At 65.6% G+C, this 18,025-nt stretch carries 19 protein-coding genes; 7 read left to right on the top strand and 12 right to left on the bottom strand.

The genetic code is table 11. From position 1 onward, the window contains the following. The first annotated feature begins 129 nt into the window (after positions 1 to 129). On the top strand, positions 130 to 2,493 hold the full coding sequence (locus tag Q4G20_RS04600) for a heavy metal translocating P-type ATPase (RefSeq protein WP_303342193.1): 2,364 nt from the start codon (positions 130 to 132) through the stop codon (positions 2,491 to 2,493). After that, positions 2,490 to 3,113, top strand: coding sequence for a GDSL-type esterase/lipase family protein (locus Q4G20_RS04595; protein ID WP_303342192.1), 624 nt, complete (start codon positions 2,490 to 2,492; stop codon positions 3,111 to 3,113). The genes Q4G20_RS04600 and Q4G20_RS04595 overlap by 4 nt, the downstream gene beginning before the upstream one ends. On the opposite strand, the gene Q4G20_RS04590 is transcribed toward Q4G20_RS04595, so the two are convergent. The 5 genes from Q4G20_RS04590 to meaB all read right to left on the bottom strand — a co-directional run bounded on the left by Q4G20_RS04590 (position 3,105) and on the right by meaB (position 6,522). Next, positions 3,105 to 3,545 (bottom strand): copper chaperone PCu(A)C, encoded by a 441-nt coding sequence (locus Q4G20_RS04590; protein ID WP_303342191.1) that lies wholly within the window; start codon positions 3,543 to 3,545, stop codon positions 3,105 to 3,107. The genes Q4G20_RS04595 and Q4G20_RS04590 overlap by 9 nt on opposite strands. A 39-nt stretch (positions 3,546 to 3,584) precedes the next feature. After that, the gene (locus Q4G20_RS04585) at positions 3,585 to 3,935 is read right to left on the bottom strand and encodes a hypothetical protein (RefSeq protein ID WP_303342190.1); all 351 of its coding nucleotides are present in this window, start codon (positions 3,933 to 3,935) and stop codon (positions 3,585 to 3,587) included. 90 nt (positions 3,936 to 4,025) lie between these two features. After that, positions 4,026 to 4,313 carry a 50S ribosomal protein L28 gene (gene rpmB / locus Q4G20_RS04580; RefSeq protein ID WP_303342189.1) on the bottom strand — a complete coding sequence of 96 codons (288 nt, stop codon included), beginning with the start codon at positions 4,311 to 4,313 and terminating at the stop codon, positions 4,026 to 4,028. A gap of 127 nt (positions 4,314 to 4,440) precedes the next feature. Beyond that, a complete protein-coding gene (locus Q4G20_RS04575) occupies positions 4,441 to 5,496 on the bottom strand; it encodes a bifunctional transcriptional activator/DNA repair enzyme AdaA (RefSeq protein ID WP_303342188.1) in 1,056 nt (351 codons plus the stop codon). A gap of 60 nt (positions 5,497 to 5,556) precedes the next feature. Continuing rightward, positions 5,557 to 6,522, bottom strand: coding sequence for a methylmalonyl Co-A mutase-associated GTPase MeaB (meaB, locus tag Q4G20_RS04570; protein WP_303342187.1), 966 nt, complete (start codon positions 6,520 to 6,522; stop codon positions 5,557 to 5,559). Between the two features lie 108 nt (positions 6,523 to 6,630). Here meaB and Q4G20_RS04565 point away from each other — a divergent pair, with 108 nt between their 5' ends. The 4 genes from Q4G20_RS04565 (at position 6,631) to Q4G20_RS04550 (ending at position 9,527) form a co-directional block, all read left to right on the top strand. After that, positions 6,631 to 7,029, top strand: coding sequence for a SoxS protein (locus Q4G20_RS04565; RefSeq protein ID WP_303342186.1), 399 nt, complete (start codon positions 6,631 to 6,633; stop codon positions 7,027 to 7,029). After that, complete coding sequence (locus Q4G20_RS04560) at positions 7,026 to 7,346, top strand: helix-turn-helix transcriptional regulator (RefSeq protein WP_303342185.1); 321 nt, start codon at positions 7,026 to 7,028, stop codon at positions 7,344 to 7,346. The genes Q4G20_RS04565 and Q4G20_RS04560 overlap by 4 nt, the downstream gene beginning before the upstream one ends. A gap of 68 nt (positions 7,347 to 7,414) precedes the next feature. After that, positions 7,415 to 8,707: a serine--tRNA ligase gene (gene serS / locus Q4G20_RS04555; RefSeq protein ID WP_303342184.1), complete on the top strand. Its 1,293-nt coding sequence runs from the start codon at positions 7,415 to 7,417 to the stop codon at positions 8,705 to 8,707. Positions 8,708 to 8,765: 58 nt separating this feature from the next. Beyond that, positions 8,766 to 9,527, top strand: a complete 762-nt coding sequence (locus tag Q4G20_RS04550) for a hypothetical protein (RefSeq protein ID WP_303342183.1) — start codon at positions 8,766 to 8,768, stop codon at positions 9,525 to 9,527. 70 nt (positions 9,528 to 9,597) lie between these two features. Here the strand turns inward: Q4G20_RS04550 and der are convergent, their stop codons facing one another. From der to ccmI, 7 genes are all read right to left on the bottom strand, one after another. Next, entirely contained in the window at positions 9,598 to 11,082 is a 1,485-nt protein-coding gene (der, locus tag Q4G20_RS04545) for a ribosome biogenesis GTPase Der (RefSeq protein ID WP_303342182.1), read from the bottom strand. Then, entirely contained in the window at positions 11,079 to 12,401 is a 1,323-nt protein-coding gene (locus Q4G20_RS04540) for a PQQ-binding-like beta-propeller repeat protein (protein ID WP_303342181.1), read from the bottom strand. The genes der and Q4G20_RS04540 overlap by 4 nt, the downstream gene beginning before the upstream one ends. Before the next feature lie 18 nt (positions 12,402 to 12,419). Next, positions 12,420 to 13,088 (bottom strand): tetratricopeptide repeat protein, encoded by a 669-nt coding sequence (locus Q4G20_RS04535; RefSeq protein ID WP_303342180.1) that lies wholly within the window; start codon positions 13,086 to 13,088, stop codon positions 12,420 to 12,422. 32 nt (positions 13,089 to 13,120) lie between these two features. Continuing rightward, positions 13,121 to 14,035 carry a metallophosphoesterase gene (locus Q4G20_RS04530; protein ID WP_303342179.1) on the bottom strand — a complete coding sequence of 305 codons (915 nt, stop codon included), beginning with the start codon at positions 14,033 to 14,035 and terminating at the stop codon, positions 13,121 to 13,123. A 10-nt stretch (positions 14,036 to 14,045) separates the two neighbouring features. Next, entirely contained in the window at positions 14,046 to 14,645 is a 600-nt protein-coding gene (locus Q4G20_RS04525) for a superoxide dismutase (RefSeq protein WP_303342178.1), read from the bottom strand. Positions 14,646 to 14,830: 185 nt separating this feature from the next. Continuing rightward, the gene (gene ruvX / locus Q4G20_RS04520; RefSeq protein WP_303342177.1) at positions 14,831 to 15,301 is read right to left on the bottom strand and encodes a Holliday junction resolvase RuvX; all 471 of its coding nucleotides are present in this window, start codon (positions 15,299 to 15,301) and stop codon (positions 14,831 to 14,833) included. Then, on the bottom strand, positions 15,298 to 16,530 hold the full coding sequence (gene ccmI / locus Q4G20_RS04515; RefSeq protein WP_303342176.1) for a c-type cytochrome biogenesis protein CcmI: 1,233 nt from the start codon (positions 16,528 to 16,530) through the stop codon (positions 15,298 to 15,300). The genes ruvX and ccmI overlap by 4 nt, the downstream gene beginning before the upstream one ends. A gap of 143 nt (positions 16,531 to 16,673) precedes the next feature. Here ccmI and Q4G20_RS04510 point away from each other — a divergent pair, with 143 nt between their 5' ends. After that, complete coding sequence (locus Q4G20_RS04510) at positions 16,674 to 17,921, top strand: sarcosine oxidase subunit beta family protein (RefSeq protein ID WP_303342175.1); 1,248 nt, start codon at positions 16,674 to 16,676, stop codon at positions 17,919 to 17,921. The last annotated feature ends 104 nt before the right edge of the window (positions 17,922 to 18,025 follow it).

Genomic DNA, 18,025 nt, shown 5'->3' with positions numbered 1-18,025 from the left:
TCATTCCTGTTCGTATCGCGCGATTTTGTCACACATATATCGCAAAGCGCCCCGGAACGGCAACTGACGCCTGCGTGTGCGGCGGGGTTTTGCCTTGACGACGCGGCGCGGCGGTCACATCTGTTGGGCATGGCCACCGACATCACCCTGACCCTGCCCGACATTCATTGCGCCAGTTGCTCGGCCCGCGTGACGCGGATTTTGCAACCGATGCCGGGGCTGCGCGATGTGACCGTCAACCCGGTGACGAAACGCGCGCATCTGGTGCTGGACGGCGCAACCCTGCCCGAGATTAGCGACCGGCTGACACGCGCGGGCTTTCCCCCCGATCTGACCACCACAACGCTGGTGATCCGCGACATGACCTGCGCATCCTGTTCGGGTCGGGTGGCACGCGCGCTGACCGCCCATCCGGCGGTGACGGACGCGCATGTCAATCTGGCCACCGGACGGGCGCGGGTGGTTCATGCGGGCGATCCGCAGGAACTGGCGGGGCTGGTCTCGCGGCTGGGATACCCCGCGACGCTGGCGGGTGACGCGCCGGGGCCGCGCGACGACACCGCCCCCCTGCGCCGCGACTTCGGGCTGGCGCTGATCCTGACCCTGCCGGTGTTCATCACCGAAATGGGCGGGCATATGATCCCCGGTTTTCACCAACTGTTGCACGACATTGCGCCGATGCGGGCGTGGTGGGTGATGCAGATGGTGCTGACCGCCGCCGTTCTGGCCGGTCCGGGGCGGCGCTTCTTTGCCGCAGGCATCCCCGCCCTGATCCGAGGCGCGCCGGAAATGAACAGCCTTGTCGCTTTGGGCGCGGGGGCGGCGTTTGCGTTTTCATCGGTCGTGGTGCTGGCACCGGGGCTGATCCCCCCCGACAGCCGCCATGTGTATTTCGAGGCCGCCGCCGTCATCGTCACCCTCATTCTGATGGGTCGCTGGCTGGAATCGCGGGCCAAGGGTCAGGCGGGCGCGGCCATCCGCGCGCTGATCGAACTGGCCCCCGACCACGCCACGGTTTTGCGCGACGGCCAGCCGGTCACGGTCAAGGTGGCCGATCTGCGCCCCGGTGATCTGATCCGTGTGGCAGCGGGCGAACGCATCGCCGTGGATGGCTGCGTGACCGCCGGTCAGGGCGTTGTGGACGAAGCGATGCTGACCGGCGAACCCCTGCCCGTGCCGAAATTCCCCGGCGACCGGCTGACAGGCGGCACCGTCAACGGCAACGCCGCGCTGACGTTCCGCGTGACCGAGACCGGCGGCGATACCGTGCTGGCGCGGATCGTGGCCATGGTGGACGCGGCGCAGGCCACGCGCCTGCCGGTGCAGGATCTGGTGGACCGCATCACCCGCATCTTTGTGCCGGCGGTGATGGGGCTGGCGGGGCTGGCCTTCCTGATCTGGCTGGTGTTCGGGCCGTCCTTGGCTCACGCGATTGTCGCGGCGGTGTCGGTTCTGATCATCGCCTGCCCCTGCGCCATGGGGCTGGCCGTGCCGGTGTCGATCATGGTGGGCAGCGGGCGCGGCGCGCAACTGGGCGTGCTGTTCCGCCGGGGCAGCGCGTTGCAGAAACTGGCATCGGTGCGCGTCATCGGCTTTGACAAAACCGGCACGCTGACCGAAGGACGCCCGGTGGTCACGCAGATCTGGACCGACGGGATGCCGCGGGCAAATGCCCTGCGCCTGACCGCCGCGGCCGAGGCGCATTCGACCCACCCCCTTGCCACTGCGCTTGTGGCGGCGGCGGATCAGCCCTTGCCGGATGCGGCCGATGTGACCGCGCAGCCGGGCCGGGGTCTGACCGCACGGGTCGAAGGCCACGCCCTGTTGATCGGCAACGCCGCCGCCCTGCGCGATGCCGGGGTGGCGCTGAGCCTGCCCGATGCGGACGGCGCGGCGACCATGGTTCATCTGGCCGTGGACGGGCGGCACCGGGCGGCCTTTGCCCTGTCCGATACCGAACGCGACTCGGCGGCGGCGACGATTGCGGCGCTGCATCAGATGGGCGTGACAACCGCGATGCTGTCGGGCGACCACCCCGCCGCCGCGCGCGCCGTGGCCGACCGTCTGGGCATCGACGATGTGCAGGCGGGCCTGACCCCAGCCGAGAAACTGGACGCCATCCGCGCCATGGGCGCCGCGACGGCCTTTGTCGGCGACGGCATCAACGACGCGCCCGCCTTGGCCGCCGCCGATACCGGCATCGCGATTGGCACCGGCACCGATGTGGCGATCGAATCCGCCGATGCGGTGCTGATGTCGGGCGACCCATTGGGCGTCGTCCGCGCGCTGCGCCTGTCGCGCGCGGTGATGCGCAACATCCGGCAGAATTTGTTCTGGGCGTTTGCCTATAATTCCGCGCTGATCCCGGTGGCCATGGGCGTGCTGGTCCCGTTCGGCGGGCCGCAACTGTCGCCCATGCTGGCGGCGGGGGCCATGGCGATGTCGTCGGTCTTTGTCGTCGGCAACGCGCTGCGGCTGCGGCGCGCGGGATGATCGGGCGGCGCGCCGTTCTGGCGGGGCTGGCCTGCGCGGGGGTTGCAGCGGCGGCGACGCCCCCGCGCATCCTGTTTCTGGGCGACAGTCTGGGCAGCGGTTTTGGTCTGCCGGACGGGGCGGGGCTGATCCCGCAATTGTCCCGCTGGCTGGCCGATCACGGCAGCCCGGCCCATCTGATCGACGCGGCGCTGAACGGCGATACGACCTTTGGCGGGCGGGTGCGTTTGCCGTTTCTGATACGCCGGCACCGGCCTGATGCGGTCATCATCGCATTGGGCGGCAATGATATGCTGATGGGGTGGCCACCCGGCCCCAGTCAGGCCAATCTGGCCACCATGCTGCGCCAGACGCGCGGACGGCCCGCGCTGTTGGTGGGCGTGCAGGCTCCGCCCGGTGATGCGGCATGGCGCGCGGATTGGGCCGCGATCTGGCCGCACTTGGCGGAACAGCATAGCGCGTTGATGGTGCGGGATATTTACGCGCCGCTGATGGTCGCGCCGGGACGCCCGGACCCCGAAATGGTGCTGGCGGACGGGTTGCACCCATCCGCCAAGGGGGTGCGCCGCATGACCGGAACGCTTGGCCCCTCTGCGGCGCAACTGGTCCGGTCAGTGTGAATGGGCCGCCTTGCGGTGATTATCGACGGTGAATTCCACCGTTTCGACGCCGCAATCCCCGAAATCCAGCGACAGAGGCACAACATCCCCATCCGCCAGCGGTTTTTCCAATCCAAACAACATGATGTGATCGCCACCTCGGGCCAGTTCGTGTTCGCCATTGGCCGGGATGACAAAGCCTTCGGGGACGTGGACCATCTTCATCAGGCCGTCCACCTCGCGGTGGGTGTGCAGTTCGGTGCGCGGTGCCAGAGGGCTTTCCGCGCCAATCAGGGTGCAATCCACGTCGCGGTGATTTTCGATCATAAAGAACGCGGCCCCCACGGTCGGGTTGCTGCTGCGGGCGTAGCCGTCATGGATATGCACGCCGTCATGGGCCATGGCAACAACGGGCATCAGCGCCGCAACAGCGGCAAAAGTCAGTTTTTTCATCGGTTTAATCCTGTAAGATGGTGATGTGATTTTGCGAAATCACATCACAGGCGGCCCCCGCGCCCGCACCACATCCACAGAAACCACATGGCCCAGCACCGGCGCGGGCAGCGCAATCCCGCGCGCCACGACCGGCGGCACCACGGGCGCGACATCGGCCACCCCAACCGCCGCCATCAGCGACAGCGCCATATCGGGGCAGATATGCGCCCCGCCGTCATGGGAATCACCCGGCAGGCGAATCGTCACCGGGCCGCTGCCGGTGCAGATCACCACCTGATCGCCCGCCCGCACAACGCCGCGCGCCGCGCCCAGACCAATGCTGGTCAGCGCGACGATCAGAATCAAAAACAGGGGCAGCAGCCGGAACATAGCGGTCAGATTACCCAATCCGCCCCCCGATGCCAGAGACAAATTGACGCGCCCAAACGCAAAAACCCCGCCGGTTCGGGCGGGGCAATGGCGTGGCATCAGCCAAAATCAGGCTGCGGTCGCCGCTTTGGCGATGTCGCGTTTGATTTTCAGGGCGCGATCCGACAGTTCGCTGTCTTTCGCCTTGGCCAGAAACGCATCCAGACCGCCGCGATGATCGACCGAGCGCAGAGCCGCAGCCGAGATGCGCAGCGAATAGCCGCGGCCCAGCGTTTCGGACAGCAGGGTGACATCGTTCAGGTTCGGCAGGAACCGGCGACGAGTTTTGTTGTTGGCGTGGCTGACATTGTTTCCTGTCATCGGGCCTTTGCCGGTCAATTCGCAGACGCGCGACATGGTGATCTTCCTTCGTAACAGATGCTCGGGTGATCCCTGCGGACGGGCCGACCCAATGTGAAAAGGCGCCGCGACGCAGCGCCCGGAATTCGGTTCTGCGGTGGTTACAGCAAAAGCCCCCCGCGCGTCAAGCCCTGCCTGCGCGATACTGCGATTCAATTTCGATCAGCTTTTCTTTGCGCCACAGACCGCCCGCATATCCGGTCATGCTGCCATCTGCGCCGATGACCCGGTGACATGGCACGATCAGCGCCAGCCGGTTCGTCGCATTGGCCCGCGCGACGGCCCGCACCGCCGTGGGTCGCCCAATCGCCTGCGCCAGCCCGGCATAGCTGCGGGTTTCGCCCGGCGCAATCGCCTGTAATTGCTGCCAAACCTGCGTCTGAAACGGCGTGCCATGCAGCACCACCGGCACATTCAGCGCGCCGTCTGCGCCGCTGAAATACGCCGCTAACGCCGCTTCGGCGCGGTCGGTCACCGGCGTTCGGCCCAGCCCGATACGCCCCCCCATCCGCGCCGACAACCAGCGCAATCCTTCGGGCAGAGCCTTGCGTTCGACGAACTCCACCAAATGCAGCGCGTCATGATCGGCAATCGCGATCATCCCGCCCAGCGGCGTGTCGATCCAATCGGCCAGCAGATCCCCCTGCATCTGATGCGGCGCATGGCCGAACAGGCGCTGAAACGCCGCGCGAAATCCCGACGCCGAATCAAATCCCGCATCCAGTTGTGCATCAATCATCCGTTCCCCCTGTTGCAATGCCTGCATCCCCTGCCCCAACCGGCTGGCCCGCGCCATATGCAAAAAGCTTTGGCCGAAATGGCGGCGGAACAGGCGGCGCACCGTGGACGGATCATAGCCCCGCGCGACCAGATCCGATTCGGACCACCTGCGCCCCGGATCATCCCGCAGCGCGGCGGTCAGGGCAGCGATCATGGCGTGACCTTCGGCCTGCGGGCCGGTGGGGTGACAGCGCAGGCAGGGGCGAAAGCCCGCAGCCGCCGCCTGCCCTGCATCCGCAAACCAGCGGCAATTCCGGGCAAGCGGCTTACGCGCCGGACAGGTCAGGCGACAGAACACGCCGGTCGAGGTCACGCCGACCAGCACGCGGCCTTCATAGGACGGATCACGCGCCAGCAGCGCGGCATAGAGCACATCCGAATCAGGTAAATCGCGCATCATGGCCCCCTTTACCGCCACTTTACCGCCGGGCGGCCGGGAATGGGCGCGAAAATCGGGCGTTTATTTCGCGGCCAGCCAGTCCAGCATCCGCGCCGCCGCCGCCCCCGGCGTCAGATCGCCCGCCGCCACCTGATCGCCCAAATCCGCGACCTGCGCCCGCGCCTCTGCGCCGTCCAGCTGCGCCAGCAACCCGGCGCGCAGTTCGGACACAAACCAATACCGCGCCTGATCCGCCCGGTTTTGCGCAAAATGCCCGTGATCGCGCCGCCAATCGGCCAATTCGCGCATCACATCCCACGCCCCCGCCAGCCCGTCGCCCGTCGCCGCCGACACCGGCAGAGCCTTGGGGAACCCATCAGGATCGGCGGGGCGTTTGCGCAACAGACGCAGCGCGCCCGCGTAATCGGCCACGGTCCGGCGCGCGGTTGACAGCAAATCGCCATCCGCTTTGTTCACCAGAATAATATCGGCCATTTCCATGATGCCGCGTTTGACCCCCTGCAATTCATCGCCGCCCGCAGGTGCCAGCAGCAGGATGAACAAATCCGACATTTCCGCGACCAGCGTTTCGGACTGCCCCACGCCCACGGTTTCAATCAACACCGCGTCATAACCGGCGGCTTCGCACAGGCGGATCGCCTCGCGCGTGCGGCGACCGACGCCGCCCAGTTGCGCGCTTGATGGCGTGGGCCGGATAAAGGCGTTCGGATCGCGCGACAGCGTTTCCATCCGCGTTTTGTCGCCCAGAATCGACCCGCCCGACCGCGCCGATGACGGATCAACCGCCAGCACCGCCACCCGCAGCCCCTGCCCGGTCAGCATGGTGCCAAACGCTTCGATAAAGGTGGATTTGCCGACCCCCGGCGTCCCCGACAACCCAATGCGCAGCGCCTGCCGGTCGGGCAGCGCCGCCAGCAACGCCAAAGCCCGCGCGCGATGATCCGCCCGCGTCGATTCGATCAGCGTAATGGCCCGAGACAGCGCGCGGCGGTCGCCCCGGATCAGCGGCTCCAGCAATTCATCCATCGGTCCCATCCATCAACAGCGTGGGCAGATTGGACCAGCCCGCGCCTGCGGGCAAGGCGTGTCACACGAAATCTTGCCGGATGGGGCGGCCGCATTTATCTTGGGGTCATGCACTCTTCCATCACCCGGCGCGCGTTGATTCTTGGCCTGTCTGCCCTGCCGTTAACCGCGCGGGCCACCGACCCGCGCGCGCAGCCGGTGCAGTTGATGATGGTCACATCGCGCGGCTGTTATTACTGCGCGCAATGGGAACAGCAGATCGGCCCCGGTTACGCCGCATCCCCCGCCGGTCGCATTGCGCCGCTGTTTCGGGTCGATCGGGACGGGCCATTTCCCGACGGACTGGCCTTGGATCGGCGGCCATGGATCACACCCACCTTCATTTTATTAAAAAGCGGTTTAGAATTATCCCGGATCGAAGGATATGTCGGCCAAAACCACTTTTACCCCGTGCTAAATAATGTCATTGCGCAGGCAGGGCTGATGCCCCGACAGGATCCACGATGACAACAGACACCCGCCCCGACCTGCACCAGATGACCACCCGCGCCGCTGAAGCGTCGGCCTTTATGAAAGCGCTTGCGCATGAAGGGCGCATGATGATCCTGTGCCACCTGTCCAATGGCGAAAAGACTGTCACCGAATTGGAAAACCTGCTGGGTCAGCGTCAGGCGGCGGTCAGTCAGCAACTGGCCCGCCTGCGCGCCGAAGGCTTGGTTGAATGTCGCGCCCAAGGCAAAGCACGGCTGTATTCCGTGGCCGACCCCCGCGCGGCGCAGGTCGTCGGGCTGATGTATCAGCTGTTCTGCGCGCCCGACGCCTGAACGGGCTTTTCCCTGCGCAGGTGATGGGTTAGGCACGGGCCAACCACAACTGACACACAGGTGACGCCATGCACGACATTCGCGCAATCCGTGAAAACCCGCAGGCTTTTGACGCGGCGCTTGCCCGGCGCGGTCTGGATGGCCTGTCATCGCGCATCCTGTCGCTGGACAGCGAACGCCGCGCCTGCATTAACGCCGCCGAAACCGCACAGGCCGACCAGAACCGCGCCAGCAAAGACGTGGGCGCCGCAAAGGCCCGCGGCGATGACGCGGAATTTGAACGCCTGCGCGCCTTGGTCGCGGATAAAAAATCCGATGTTGCCCAGATGCAGGCCAAGGCGGGCGAACTGGACGCCCAACTGCGCGACCTGCTGATGGAGATTCCGAACACCCCGCTGGACCGCGTGCCGGACGGGGCCGACGAAAACGACAATGTGGAAATCCGCCGCTGGGGCAGCCCGCGCGAACTGGATTTCTCACCCGCCGAACATTTCGACATTGCGGGCGTGCGTCCGGGGATGGATTTTGAAACCGCTGCCAAATTGTCGGGCAGCCGGTTCATGCTGCTGCGCGGGGGCGTGGCGCGGATCCACCGGGCCTTGGCGCAATATATGCTGGATTTGCATATCGACGATCACGGGCTGACCGAAACATGGGCGCCGGTTCTGGTGCTGTCCGATATGATGCTGGGAACCGGGCAATTGCCGAAATTCGGTGAAGACAGCTATCAAACCCGCGAAGGCTGGTGGCTGGTCCCCACATCCGAAGTCACCCTGACCAACACCGTTCACGGCGATCTGGTCGATCACGCCACCCTGCCCCGCCGCATGGTCGCACACAGCCAATGTTTCCGGTCCGAGGCGGGTTCCGCCGGGCGCGACACCACGGGGATGCTGCGCCAGCACCAGTTCGAAAAGGTGGAAATGGTGTCCATCACCGACGCCGAAACCGGTCTGGACGAACACGCCCGCATGACCCGCTGCGCCGAAGCGGTGCTCGAGGGGTTGAACATCCCCTATCGCACCGTGGTTCTGTGCACCGGCGATATGGGCTTTGGCACGCGCATCACCCACGACATCGAGGCATGGCTGCCCGGCCAAAACAAATACCGCGAAATCAGCAGCGTCAGCTATTGCGGCGATTTTCAGGGCCGGCGCATGAACGCGCGCTATCGCCCCGCCGATGGCGGCAAACCCGAATTCGTGCATACGCTGAACGGGTCGGGTCTGGCCGTAGGGCGCACGCTGATTGCGGTTCTGGAAAACGGACAACAGGCGGATGGCTCGGTCACGCTGCCCCCGGTTCTGCATCGCTATCTGGGCGGAGCGACCACGCTGTCGGCAAACGGCCAACTGATCTAATCGCACATAAATTGCGCCGAAATGCGAAACTGCCCGGCGCTATCCGGCGTTGGGCAGCATGGACCAGATCGGCAGGCATATCCAATCCGCTGCGACGTTGATTTTCCTGATCGGCGGCGCAACCTTCGCCCTGATATCAGGGGTTGAACCGGAACACGTGCTGGACGGCGCGCGCCAATCCGGCCCGCTGGCCCCAAATGGCGAACATATCGACCTGGACATCGCGGCAAACCTGCCGAAACTGTATCTGTCGCCCGCCAATCTGGTGATGTGGGCGCTGCTGCTGGCCGTCTGGGGGATGCTGCTGCTGGACACCATGGCGCAATGGCTGAACCCCACCCCTCGCAAACAAAGCTGGGCTTGGCCGGTGCTGGCCATGGCGCTGATCTTTGCAGGGGTGTGGCCGTGGCTGACGGCGGATCGCCCGCTGTTTCTGGCGGCGGGATCGGGCATGATGGCATGGGCCGCGCTGATCGCGGTGCGCCGCGCACAACGCCACAATCACGACCGCAACCGCCCCGGCATCACCTTTTTCGCAGGCTGGGCGGCGGCGGTGTTCAGCGCCAGCGTCGCCGGACTGCTGGCAGCGGTGTTTCATATGCCGCTGTATATGGTGGCCGCTTTGGCGATCCTGCCCGGCGCCGCAATCGGAGCGGCGGCGCAGGTCTGGATCGGCCCCAGCATCGCCTATTCCGCCGCGCTGATCTGGGGCTTTTGCGGCATCGCGATCACGACGATGGGCAGCGACCCGTTAACCGCCTTGTCCGCCGTCCTCGGCATCACCGCAATGTCGGTGGTGCTGGTCCGCGCGGCCAGCTAACCCCTCTTTCATCTTGGCCCAAATATCCCGGGGGTCCGGGGGCTGGCCCCCGGCGCTCACCAGCCGCGCCTTACGTCCCCTTAGGCCGCTGCCGATTCTTATGCTTTGACAGCGCGCCCGACTGGCTGATCTTATTCGCCTTATGGCGATAGGGGTTGTCGCCGCCCTGATCGCGAAAGGTCAGACGGATCGGCGTTCCCGGCATATCGAAATCAACCCGCAGCCCGTTGATCAGGTAACGCTGATAACTGTCGGGCAGCTTGTCGGTATGCGTGGCCTTGACGATAAACGCAGGCGGGCGCGTTTTGACCTGAGTCATATAACGCAGCCGGATCCGACGCCCGCCGGGGGCGGGGGGCGGATGCGATTCGGTCATCGCCTCCAGCCAGCGGTTCAGGCGGGCGGTGCTGACGCGGCGGTTCCAAACCTCATGCGCCTTCAGGATGGCGTTGTGCAGACGGTCCAGCCCCTTGCCGGTGCGGGCCGATACGGTGACCAGCGGCGCACCCTTCAACTGAGGCAACAGACGTTCAAACGCCTCGCGCAGTTCTTTCAGCTTTTCGGGTTTGTCGTCCTCAAGATCCCATTTATTCGCCGCCACGACGACCGCGCGGCCTTCGGTTTCGGCGAAATCGGCGATGCGCAAATCCTGTTGTTCAAACGGGATCGCGACATCCAACAGCACTACGACCACCTCGGCAAAGCGGACGGCGCGCAGACCATCGGCGACCGACAGCTTTTCGACCTTATCCGTGACCTTGGCGCGTTTGCGCATCCCGGCGGTGTCGAAAATCCGCATCGGCGTATCCATGAACGTCGTCGTCACGCTGATGCTGTCGCGGGTGATGCCAGCCTCGGGTCCGGTGAGCAGGCGATCCTCGCCGATGATTTTGTTGATCAGCGTCGATTTGCCCGCATTGGGGCGACCGATGACGGCCAGTTGCAGGGGGCGCGCCTCAGACGGACGCCAATCTTCGGCCCCTTCGCCGGTTTCGGCGTCGTGGTCGGACAGGTCCACATCGGTTTCGGCGGCGATTGGGGCGGGGCGTTCAGCCTCGATCTGGTCGGCCAGAGGAATCAGAGTCTGATACAAATCCTCCATCCCTTCGCCATGTTCGGCGGAAATGCGGATCGGTTCGCCAAGACCCAGCGCATAGGCCTCGATCGCGCCCGCTTCGCCCGCGCGGCCTTCGGCCTTATTCGCGGCCAGAATGACATGGCCCGCGCGGCGGCGCAGGATTTCGGCAAAATATTCATCCGCCGCCGTCACACCCACGCGCGCGTCAATGACGAACAGGCAGATATCGGCCTCGTCCACGGCGCGTTCGGTCAGGCGGCGCATCCGCCCTTGCAGGCTGTCATCTTCGGCCATTTCCAGACCGGCGCTGTCGATCACGATGAACCGCAGATCGCCCAAACGCCCCGCGCCTTCGCGCAGGTCACGGGTGACGCCGGGCTGGTCATCGACCAAAGCCAGCTTTTTGCCAACCAGACGGTTGAACAGGGTGGATTTGCCCACATTCGGGCGGCCAACAATGGCAAGGGTAAAGGTCATTTATATGCGTGCAACTGACCGTTGCGTCCTACGATATACAGGGTTTGCCCGGCCACGGCAGGGCTTGCCGCCGCGCCGCCGGGAATGAGGGCCTGCCCGACCAAGGCACCGCCGCGCGGGTCAAACACGCGCAACACGCCGTCGCTGCTGGCCACGAATAACCGCCCTCCGGCCAGAACGGGGCCGTAATGGGCATGGATGCGGTCCTGACGACGCGGCCGATCGGTGGTGTAATAGGGCATGGCCACACGCCAGATCACCCCACCCGTCGCCGCATCCAGACGGACCAGTTCGGCCTGATCATTGATGGCAAAGACCGACCCGCCCGCGACCACAACCGGGCTGTTCGCGCCGTCGCGCGCCGACCAGTCCTGAATCCCGGTCGCCAGATCAAAGGCCGCGATCCGCCCCGATGACGTCCCGGCATAGACGCGCCCGCCCGCCACAACGGGATCGCCCGTCACATCGCGGATATAGGCGATCGCACGGCCCACACGCGACCCGCCGATCTGCGCAGTCCAGTTCGTGACGCCGGTAGCGCGGTCCACGGCCTGCACCTCGCCCGACGAAAACGGCAGAATCACGGCGTTGCCGCTGATGGCGGGGGATGATGCGCCCATGACGCCCGACCCGGATTTCGTGCCGCCGATCTGCCACATCACGCGGCCATCGCTGGCGCGCACGGCCCAAGCCGTGTCATTACGCGCCACGACATAGACCACGCCGTTACGCACCGCCGGAGTGCCGCTGATCGGCGCGTCCAGACGTTGCCGCCAGATGATGCCCCCGGTGGCGGCGTCCAGTGCGACCAGTTGGCCGTGGCCCGTGGTGGCAAAAACGCGGCCCGCGTCATAGGCCACGCCGCCGCCCGATGCGCTGTCGGCGCGTTCGCCCGGCGGGGTGATGTCGGTGGCCCATGCCGTGCCGCCATTCAGCGCCGTGGCCGTCACCCGCGCGCGACTGTCCAGCGTGAACACGCGCCCCGCCGCCACGATGGGATCGGCGGTGATCCGGTGGCGCAGCGCGTCGCCCTGACCAATCGGCGCGGACCAAATCAGGGCGGTGCCGGCGCCCATGGCGACATGGCCCGGCTGATGCGCCGCATTTCCCGCGCGATGCGACCATTCGCCATTGGTCACCGCCGCCGCCAGCGACAGCGTGGTGGACGACACGCCCGGACGTTCGACCGCAGGCCCATCGGGGGACGCCACAGCCATCGGGTCCAGCCGTTCGCCCGGCAAAATGATTTCACGATCCCCGCAGGCGGTCAGGCCAAGGGTCGCGGCCAGCAAAAGGCCAAATCGCAGCGTGACGGTCATCCGGGGCATCCTTATGGCTTAGTTGGCGGGGGCCGCGTCACCCGGCTGCGGGCGCGCGCCGATGGCGGTCAACATATCAGCCAGACGGCCACGCATATTCGCGGTCAGCCCGTCTTTTTGCTGAATCTGTCGGATCAGGGTTTCGGCATCGGCGGGGCGGTCGGCCTCGATCAAGGCAACGGCCTTTTGTTCCAGTGCCAGCAATTCGAACGGCGCGCCGGGCCGTGACAACTGCGTCAGCGTCATGTCTCGGGTGGACGGGTCCATGGCCGCGCCCTGCGTCATGACCAGCTTCAGCAGCGCCAGATCGCCCAGAACGCTGTCCGCCGGGGCGCTGTCCGTCACGCCGCGCAGCGCCGCAACCGCCGCCGCGTCATCGCCCGCCGCCGTCCATTCGCCCGCCGCCAGCAACCCAGCCAAAGCCTGACGCGCCGATGATCCGCGATGCGGGACTTCAAGCAACTGGCCGGGATCATTGGCGTTTTCGGCCTGAATGACCGCGTCACCCCAGGCCTGCGCCGCCGCGCGATCCTGCGCGCGGCTGTATTCGCGCCACGACGCGCCGCCGACAATCCCCAGAATCACCACGGCACCGACCCAGCCCCAGCGGCGAAACGTCTGATACAACCGGTCGCGCCGCAATTCGTCGGTGACTTCGTCGATAAAGCTGTCGTTCTGGTTGGCCATCAGGTCGTTCCGCTGTTTATTCTGTCTTTGTCTTATACGGTCGCGGGCGGGTTTGCCAAGGACAAGCCGCGCGGCCCGCTGATCTGAACCAGCGTGATTTCGGGTGGCACGCCGAACCGCAGGGGCATGATCGACATGCCGATCCCGCCCGAGACCACCAGATCACGCCCGTTTTCGCGGATATGGCCATAGGCGTAGCGGTTGCCATAACGCGACGGCACCACCGGCGAATGGCCAAACAGCCGCACCTGCCCGCCATGGGTATGGCCCGATAATTGCAGCGCCACCCGGTCGGGAACGCGGGCGAAGATGTCGGGTTCATGCGCCAGCAGCACGACCGGCGCGTCATCGGTGATCTGCGCCAGCGTGCCGTCCAGATCGTCCAAGCCCCGCCAGCCGCCGCCGGGGGCGCGGATGGCCAGTTGATCTTCGACCCCCGCCAGCCAGAAATCCGGCAGGCGGATGGCGCGGTTCGACAGCACCGGGATGCCCGCATGTTCCAAGGCCGTGGCATAGAGGTTCGGCCCATCCCCCCGCTGCGCCACGGGGTCATCCCACCAGTCATGATTGCCCAGAATCGCAAACACGCCCAGCGGCGCGCGTAATTCCCCAAGCACCGGCGCCACGTCATCCATCGACACCGGGCGCGTGACGAACCGATGCCCCGCCGCGTAATCGCCCAGCAGCACGATCAGATCCGCGTCCAGATCATTGGCGCGCCGCACCACCTGACGCACGCGGCCCAGTCCGACATGCGGTTCGCCCACATGCAGATCGGCAATCGCCGCGATCCGCAGCGGCGGCGCGGTCCAGTCGTCGCGTGTGATGTGCCATTCCTGCACCCGCAGGCGCAGCGCCGGTTCAATCCCGAAGCCATATCCCGCCACGGAAAAGCCTGCCAAGGTTCCCCCCAGCAGGCCACGCAAAAGATTGCGCCGGGTCAGCATTGCGTCCGCATTACATGCGCGACGCGACGTTTTCCCAGTTCACCAATTTGTCCAGGAAGTTTTCCAGATATTTCGGGCGCGCATTGCGGAAGTCGATGTAATAGGAATGTTCCCACACATCGCAGCCCAACAGAGCCTTTTGCCCAAAGCACAGCGGGTTCACGCCATTTTCGGTTTTAGTCACCTCCATCGTGCCGTCCGCGTTCTGGACCAGCCAGACCCAGCCCGAGCCGAATTGGCCGACGCCGCCTTCGACAAATTTCTTTTTGAAATCATCGACCGAGCCAAAGCAATCTTTGATGCAGTTTTCCAATTCCGACGGCATCGCGCCGGGATTCGGCCCCATCATTTCCCAGAACTGCGCGTGATTCCAATGCTGGCTGGCATTGTTGAACAACCCGCTTTGGGCAACCGCGCCCTTTTGATAGGTGCCGATCACGATGTCTTCCAGCGATTTGCCTTCCCATTCGGTGCCGGCAACCAGTTCGTTCAGCTTATCAACATACGCCTTATGGTGTTTGTCGTGGTGATATTCCAGCGTTTCGCGCGACATGCCACCTTCGGTCAGGGCGTCATGCGAATAGGGCAGATCAGCAAGGGTAAAGGTCATGGTCGGTTCCTTTCGGTCACGGGTTCCTGTTTGCGTTCACAGTTTCGCAATTGACGGATCAACGCAAGGGGGCGTGGCGGGTTCCGTTCTGGGTCCGTGAGGGCGGCGCGGGTTGAGGGTGCGGATGCCTCCGGCGGGGATATTTGGGCACAGAAGATAATGAGTGTCGCGCGCCTGCGGCTGGGTTACTGGGCCAGAAACCGCAGGCGGTCCAATGCGCCTTGCAGGATGTAACCGGCGGCGACCTGGTCGATCACCTCGGCCCGGCGGCGGCGGGATGTGTCGGCCTCGAGCAAGGCGCGTTCGGCGGCGACGGTGGACAAGCGTTCATCCCAGAACCCGATGGGCAGCGGCGTTAACCGTTCCAGATTGCGGGCAAAGGCGCGGGTGGATTGGGCGCGTGGGCCTTCGGTCCCGTCCATATTGCGCGGCAGGCCCAAGATCAGCCCGACCAGTCCGCGATCGGCGGCCACAGCCAGCAGATCGGCGGCGTCCAGCGTGAATTTCTGGCGGCGGATGACCTTAATCGGGGACGCCACCTGACGCATCCCGTCGCTGACCGCCACGCCGATGGTTTTCGTCCCCAGATCCAGCCCTGCGACCGCGCCGAATGACGGCAGCGCGGCGGCGAAATCGGCCATATCCTCGCAGATCATTCGGTCAGCCCCGCATTTGCCGCCGCCGCATTGATCACGGCCAGCGCATCGGGGGAGGCGGAAAAGGTCTCGCGCGCCTCGGCCCAGATCACGCGGGCGCGGTCCGTGTCGCCCAGCACCATCAGCGCGTTGATCAGCCGCGCCCATTCGTCGGGGGAACCGCCTTCGGTCGCCAGTCGCGTTTCCAGACCGCTGACCATGCCCTCAATCATCGCGGCCTGATCGCCCGGCGCCATATCCTGCGCCGCCGCCATGGCCGCCGCATCCGGGCCGGGCAACGACACGCTGTCGGGCGGCAGATAATTCGGTTCACCCGCCAGCCACGCCAGGTCCTGAATGACCAAGGCCACGCGCTGATTCCACGGCGCGTCGGGCGGGCCAGCCTCGATCAGCGCGCGCCAGATCGGAAAGGCGCGGTCGGGGCGGCCATTTTGAATCTGCATCATGCCGATCAGGAACATGCCTTGGGCATTGCCGGGATCGACATGCAGGGCGCGCGTCACGACCGATTCCGATTCCGGCGTCACGATTCCGCCCGCCAGTTCGATCATCAGCGAGGCCAGCCCGATCAGATCATCGCCCGTCGCCTGATCGCCGCGCAGATCAACCAGCCGCGCCTGCGCATCGCGCGCCGCCGCAATCCGCCCGACCCGCATTTCATGCAGCGCCAGCAATTCCAACCCGCGCGGGTCGGTGGGGTTATTCGCAACCGCCTGCCGCAACTGGTCCAGCAGCGCCACAAATTGCGGGTCCAGCTGATCCTCCGGCACCGGCGCGGGGGCCGGTGTCGCCCGTTCCGCCTGCGCCTGAGAGGGACGCGAATCATAGGCCCGCTGCGCCGCCGCAAACCGTTCCGACAGCGGCAAATCCGGCGCACCCGGCGCACCTTCGCGCAGATACAGCGCCACGGCACCCGCCATCAGCGCGGCGACAATCACCGCCGCCGCCACCACGCCGCGCCCGGTCATGGCCGCCCCGCCCTGCGCCATGCGCCGGTCGGCATCCAACACCTTGCGCCCGATTTCGGCGCGCAGACGGCCCGCATCTTCAGACTGGATCACGCCGCGTTCCAGATCGCGGTCCACCTCGCGCAGTTGGTCACGATAGACGCGCAGGTCAAAGGCCGCCGCCGGTTCGCTGACACCGCCCGCGCGGCGACGCGCCCAGATGGGTGCCAGAATGGACAGGGCGATAACCGCGGTCAGAACCGCGCTGATGATCCAGAACATAAAGAACCTCCGTTCCCCACCCCTGTAACCCGTCCGCGCGTCCGGGGAAAGCGGCCCGGTGTCGCACCATGCGCCCCAACCGGGGGCTTGAGCCCGCACCGGTTCCGCGCCATCCTGCCCGCGATTCTGACAAAGGTTAACCGATGTCCCGCTATTCTGTCTTTGCGCTTGCCCGTCAGGCCCTGCGCCACCATCAAGGCTGGCCCCGCGCCTGGGCCAATCCCGAACCGCGCGACCGGTATCAGGTGATCGTGGTCGGCGCGGGCGGGCATGGTCTGGCCACGGCCTATTATCTGGGGAAAAACCACGGCATGACCAATGTCGCCGTGCTGGAAAAGGGCTGGCTGGGCGGCGGCAATACCGGGCGCAACACGACCATCATCCGCAGCAATTACCTGCAAGATCCATCCGCCGCGATCTATGACAAGTCGTTAAAACTGTATGAAACCCTGTCGCAGGATCTGAATTACAACGTGATGTTCAGCCCGCGCGGGCTGTTGATGCTGGCGCAAACCGAACACGAGGCGCGCGGATACAAACGCACGGTCCACGCCAATTATCTGCAAGGCGTGGCGACCGAATGGGTCGATGCCGCGCGGGTGCGGGAACTGGCTCCGATCATCAATATCGGCGGGCCGCGTTATCCGGTTCTGGGCGGCCTCTATCAACCACGCGGAGGCACCGCGCGCCATGATGCGGTCGCGTGGGGCTATGCCCGGGCGTGCAGCGATATGGGGATGCACATCATCCAGAATTGCGCGGTGACGGGGATTGATACGACGGGCGGACAGGTGCGCGGCGTCACCACCACACGCGGGCGGATCGGCTGCGACAAACTGGCGCTTGTGGTGGCGGGCCATTCAACACAACTGGCCGATATGGCCGGGTTCCGCCTGCCCATCGAAAGCGTGGCGTTGCAGGCCATGGTCAGCGAACCGATCAAGCCCTGTCTGGATGTAGTGGTGATGGCCAACACCGTTCACGGCTATCTGTCGCAATCGGACAAAGGCGAAATGGTCATCGGCGGCGGCACCGACAGCTTTAACAACTTTACCCAACGCGGCAGCTGGCACCATATCGAAGAAACCGTGCGCGCCCTGATCGAGACCTTTCCCATGCTGTCGCGGCTGAAAATGCTGCGCCAATGGGGCGGGATCGTGGATATGACCGGCGACCGGTCGCCCATCCTGTCGCAAACGCCGGTGGGCGGGGTGTTCGTCAATTGCGGCTGGGGGACCGGCGGGTTCAAGGCGATCCCGGGGTCGGGCTGGGCTATGGCCGATCTGATCGCGCATGACCGCCCCGGCCCTCTGGCGGCGGCCTTTGGGCTGGACCGGTTCCGTCAGGGGCGTTTCATCGACGAAAGCGTGGCCGCAGGGGTGGCGCATTGATCCCGATGCCGCGCCCCGATCACGAAATCGTTTTCCCGCCGCATCACGACGCGGGAACCAACCTGCCCGATTGCGAATTGTTAGGCCAGACCAGTTTACACCGA

Origin of the sequence: Paracoccus sp. (in: a-proteobacteria) (assembly GCF_030538495.1) — a bacterium.
GTDB lineage: Bacteria > Pseudomonadota > Alphaproteobacteria > Rhodobacterales > Rhodobacteraceae > Paracoccus.
This window is presented reverse-complemented; position numbering and strand designations above follow the sequence as displayed.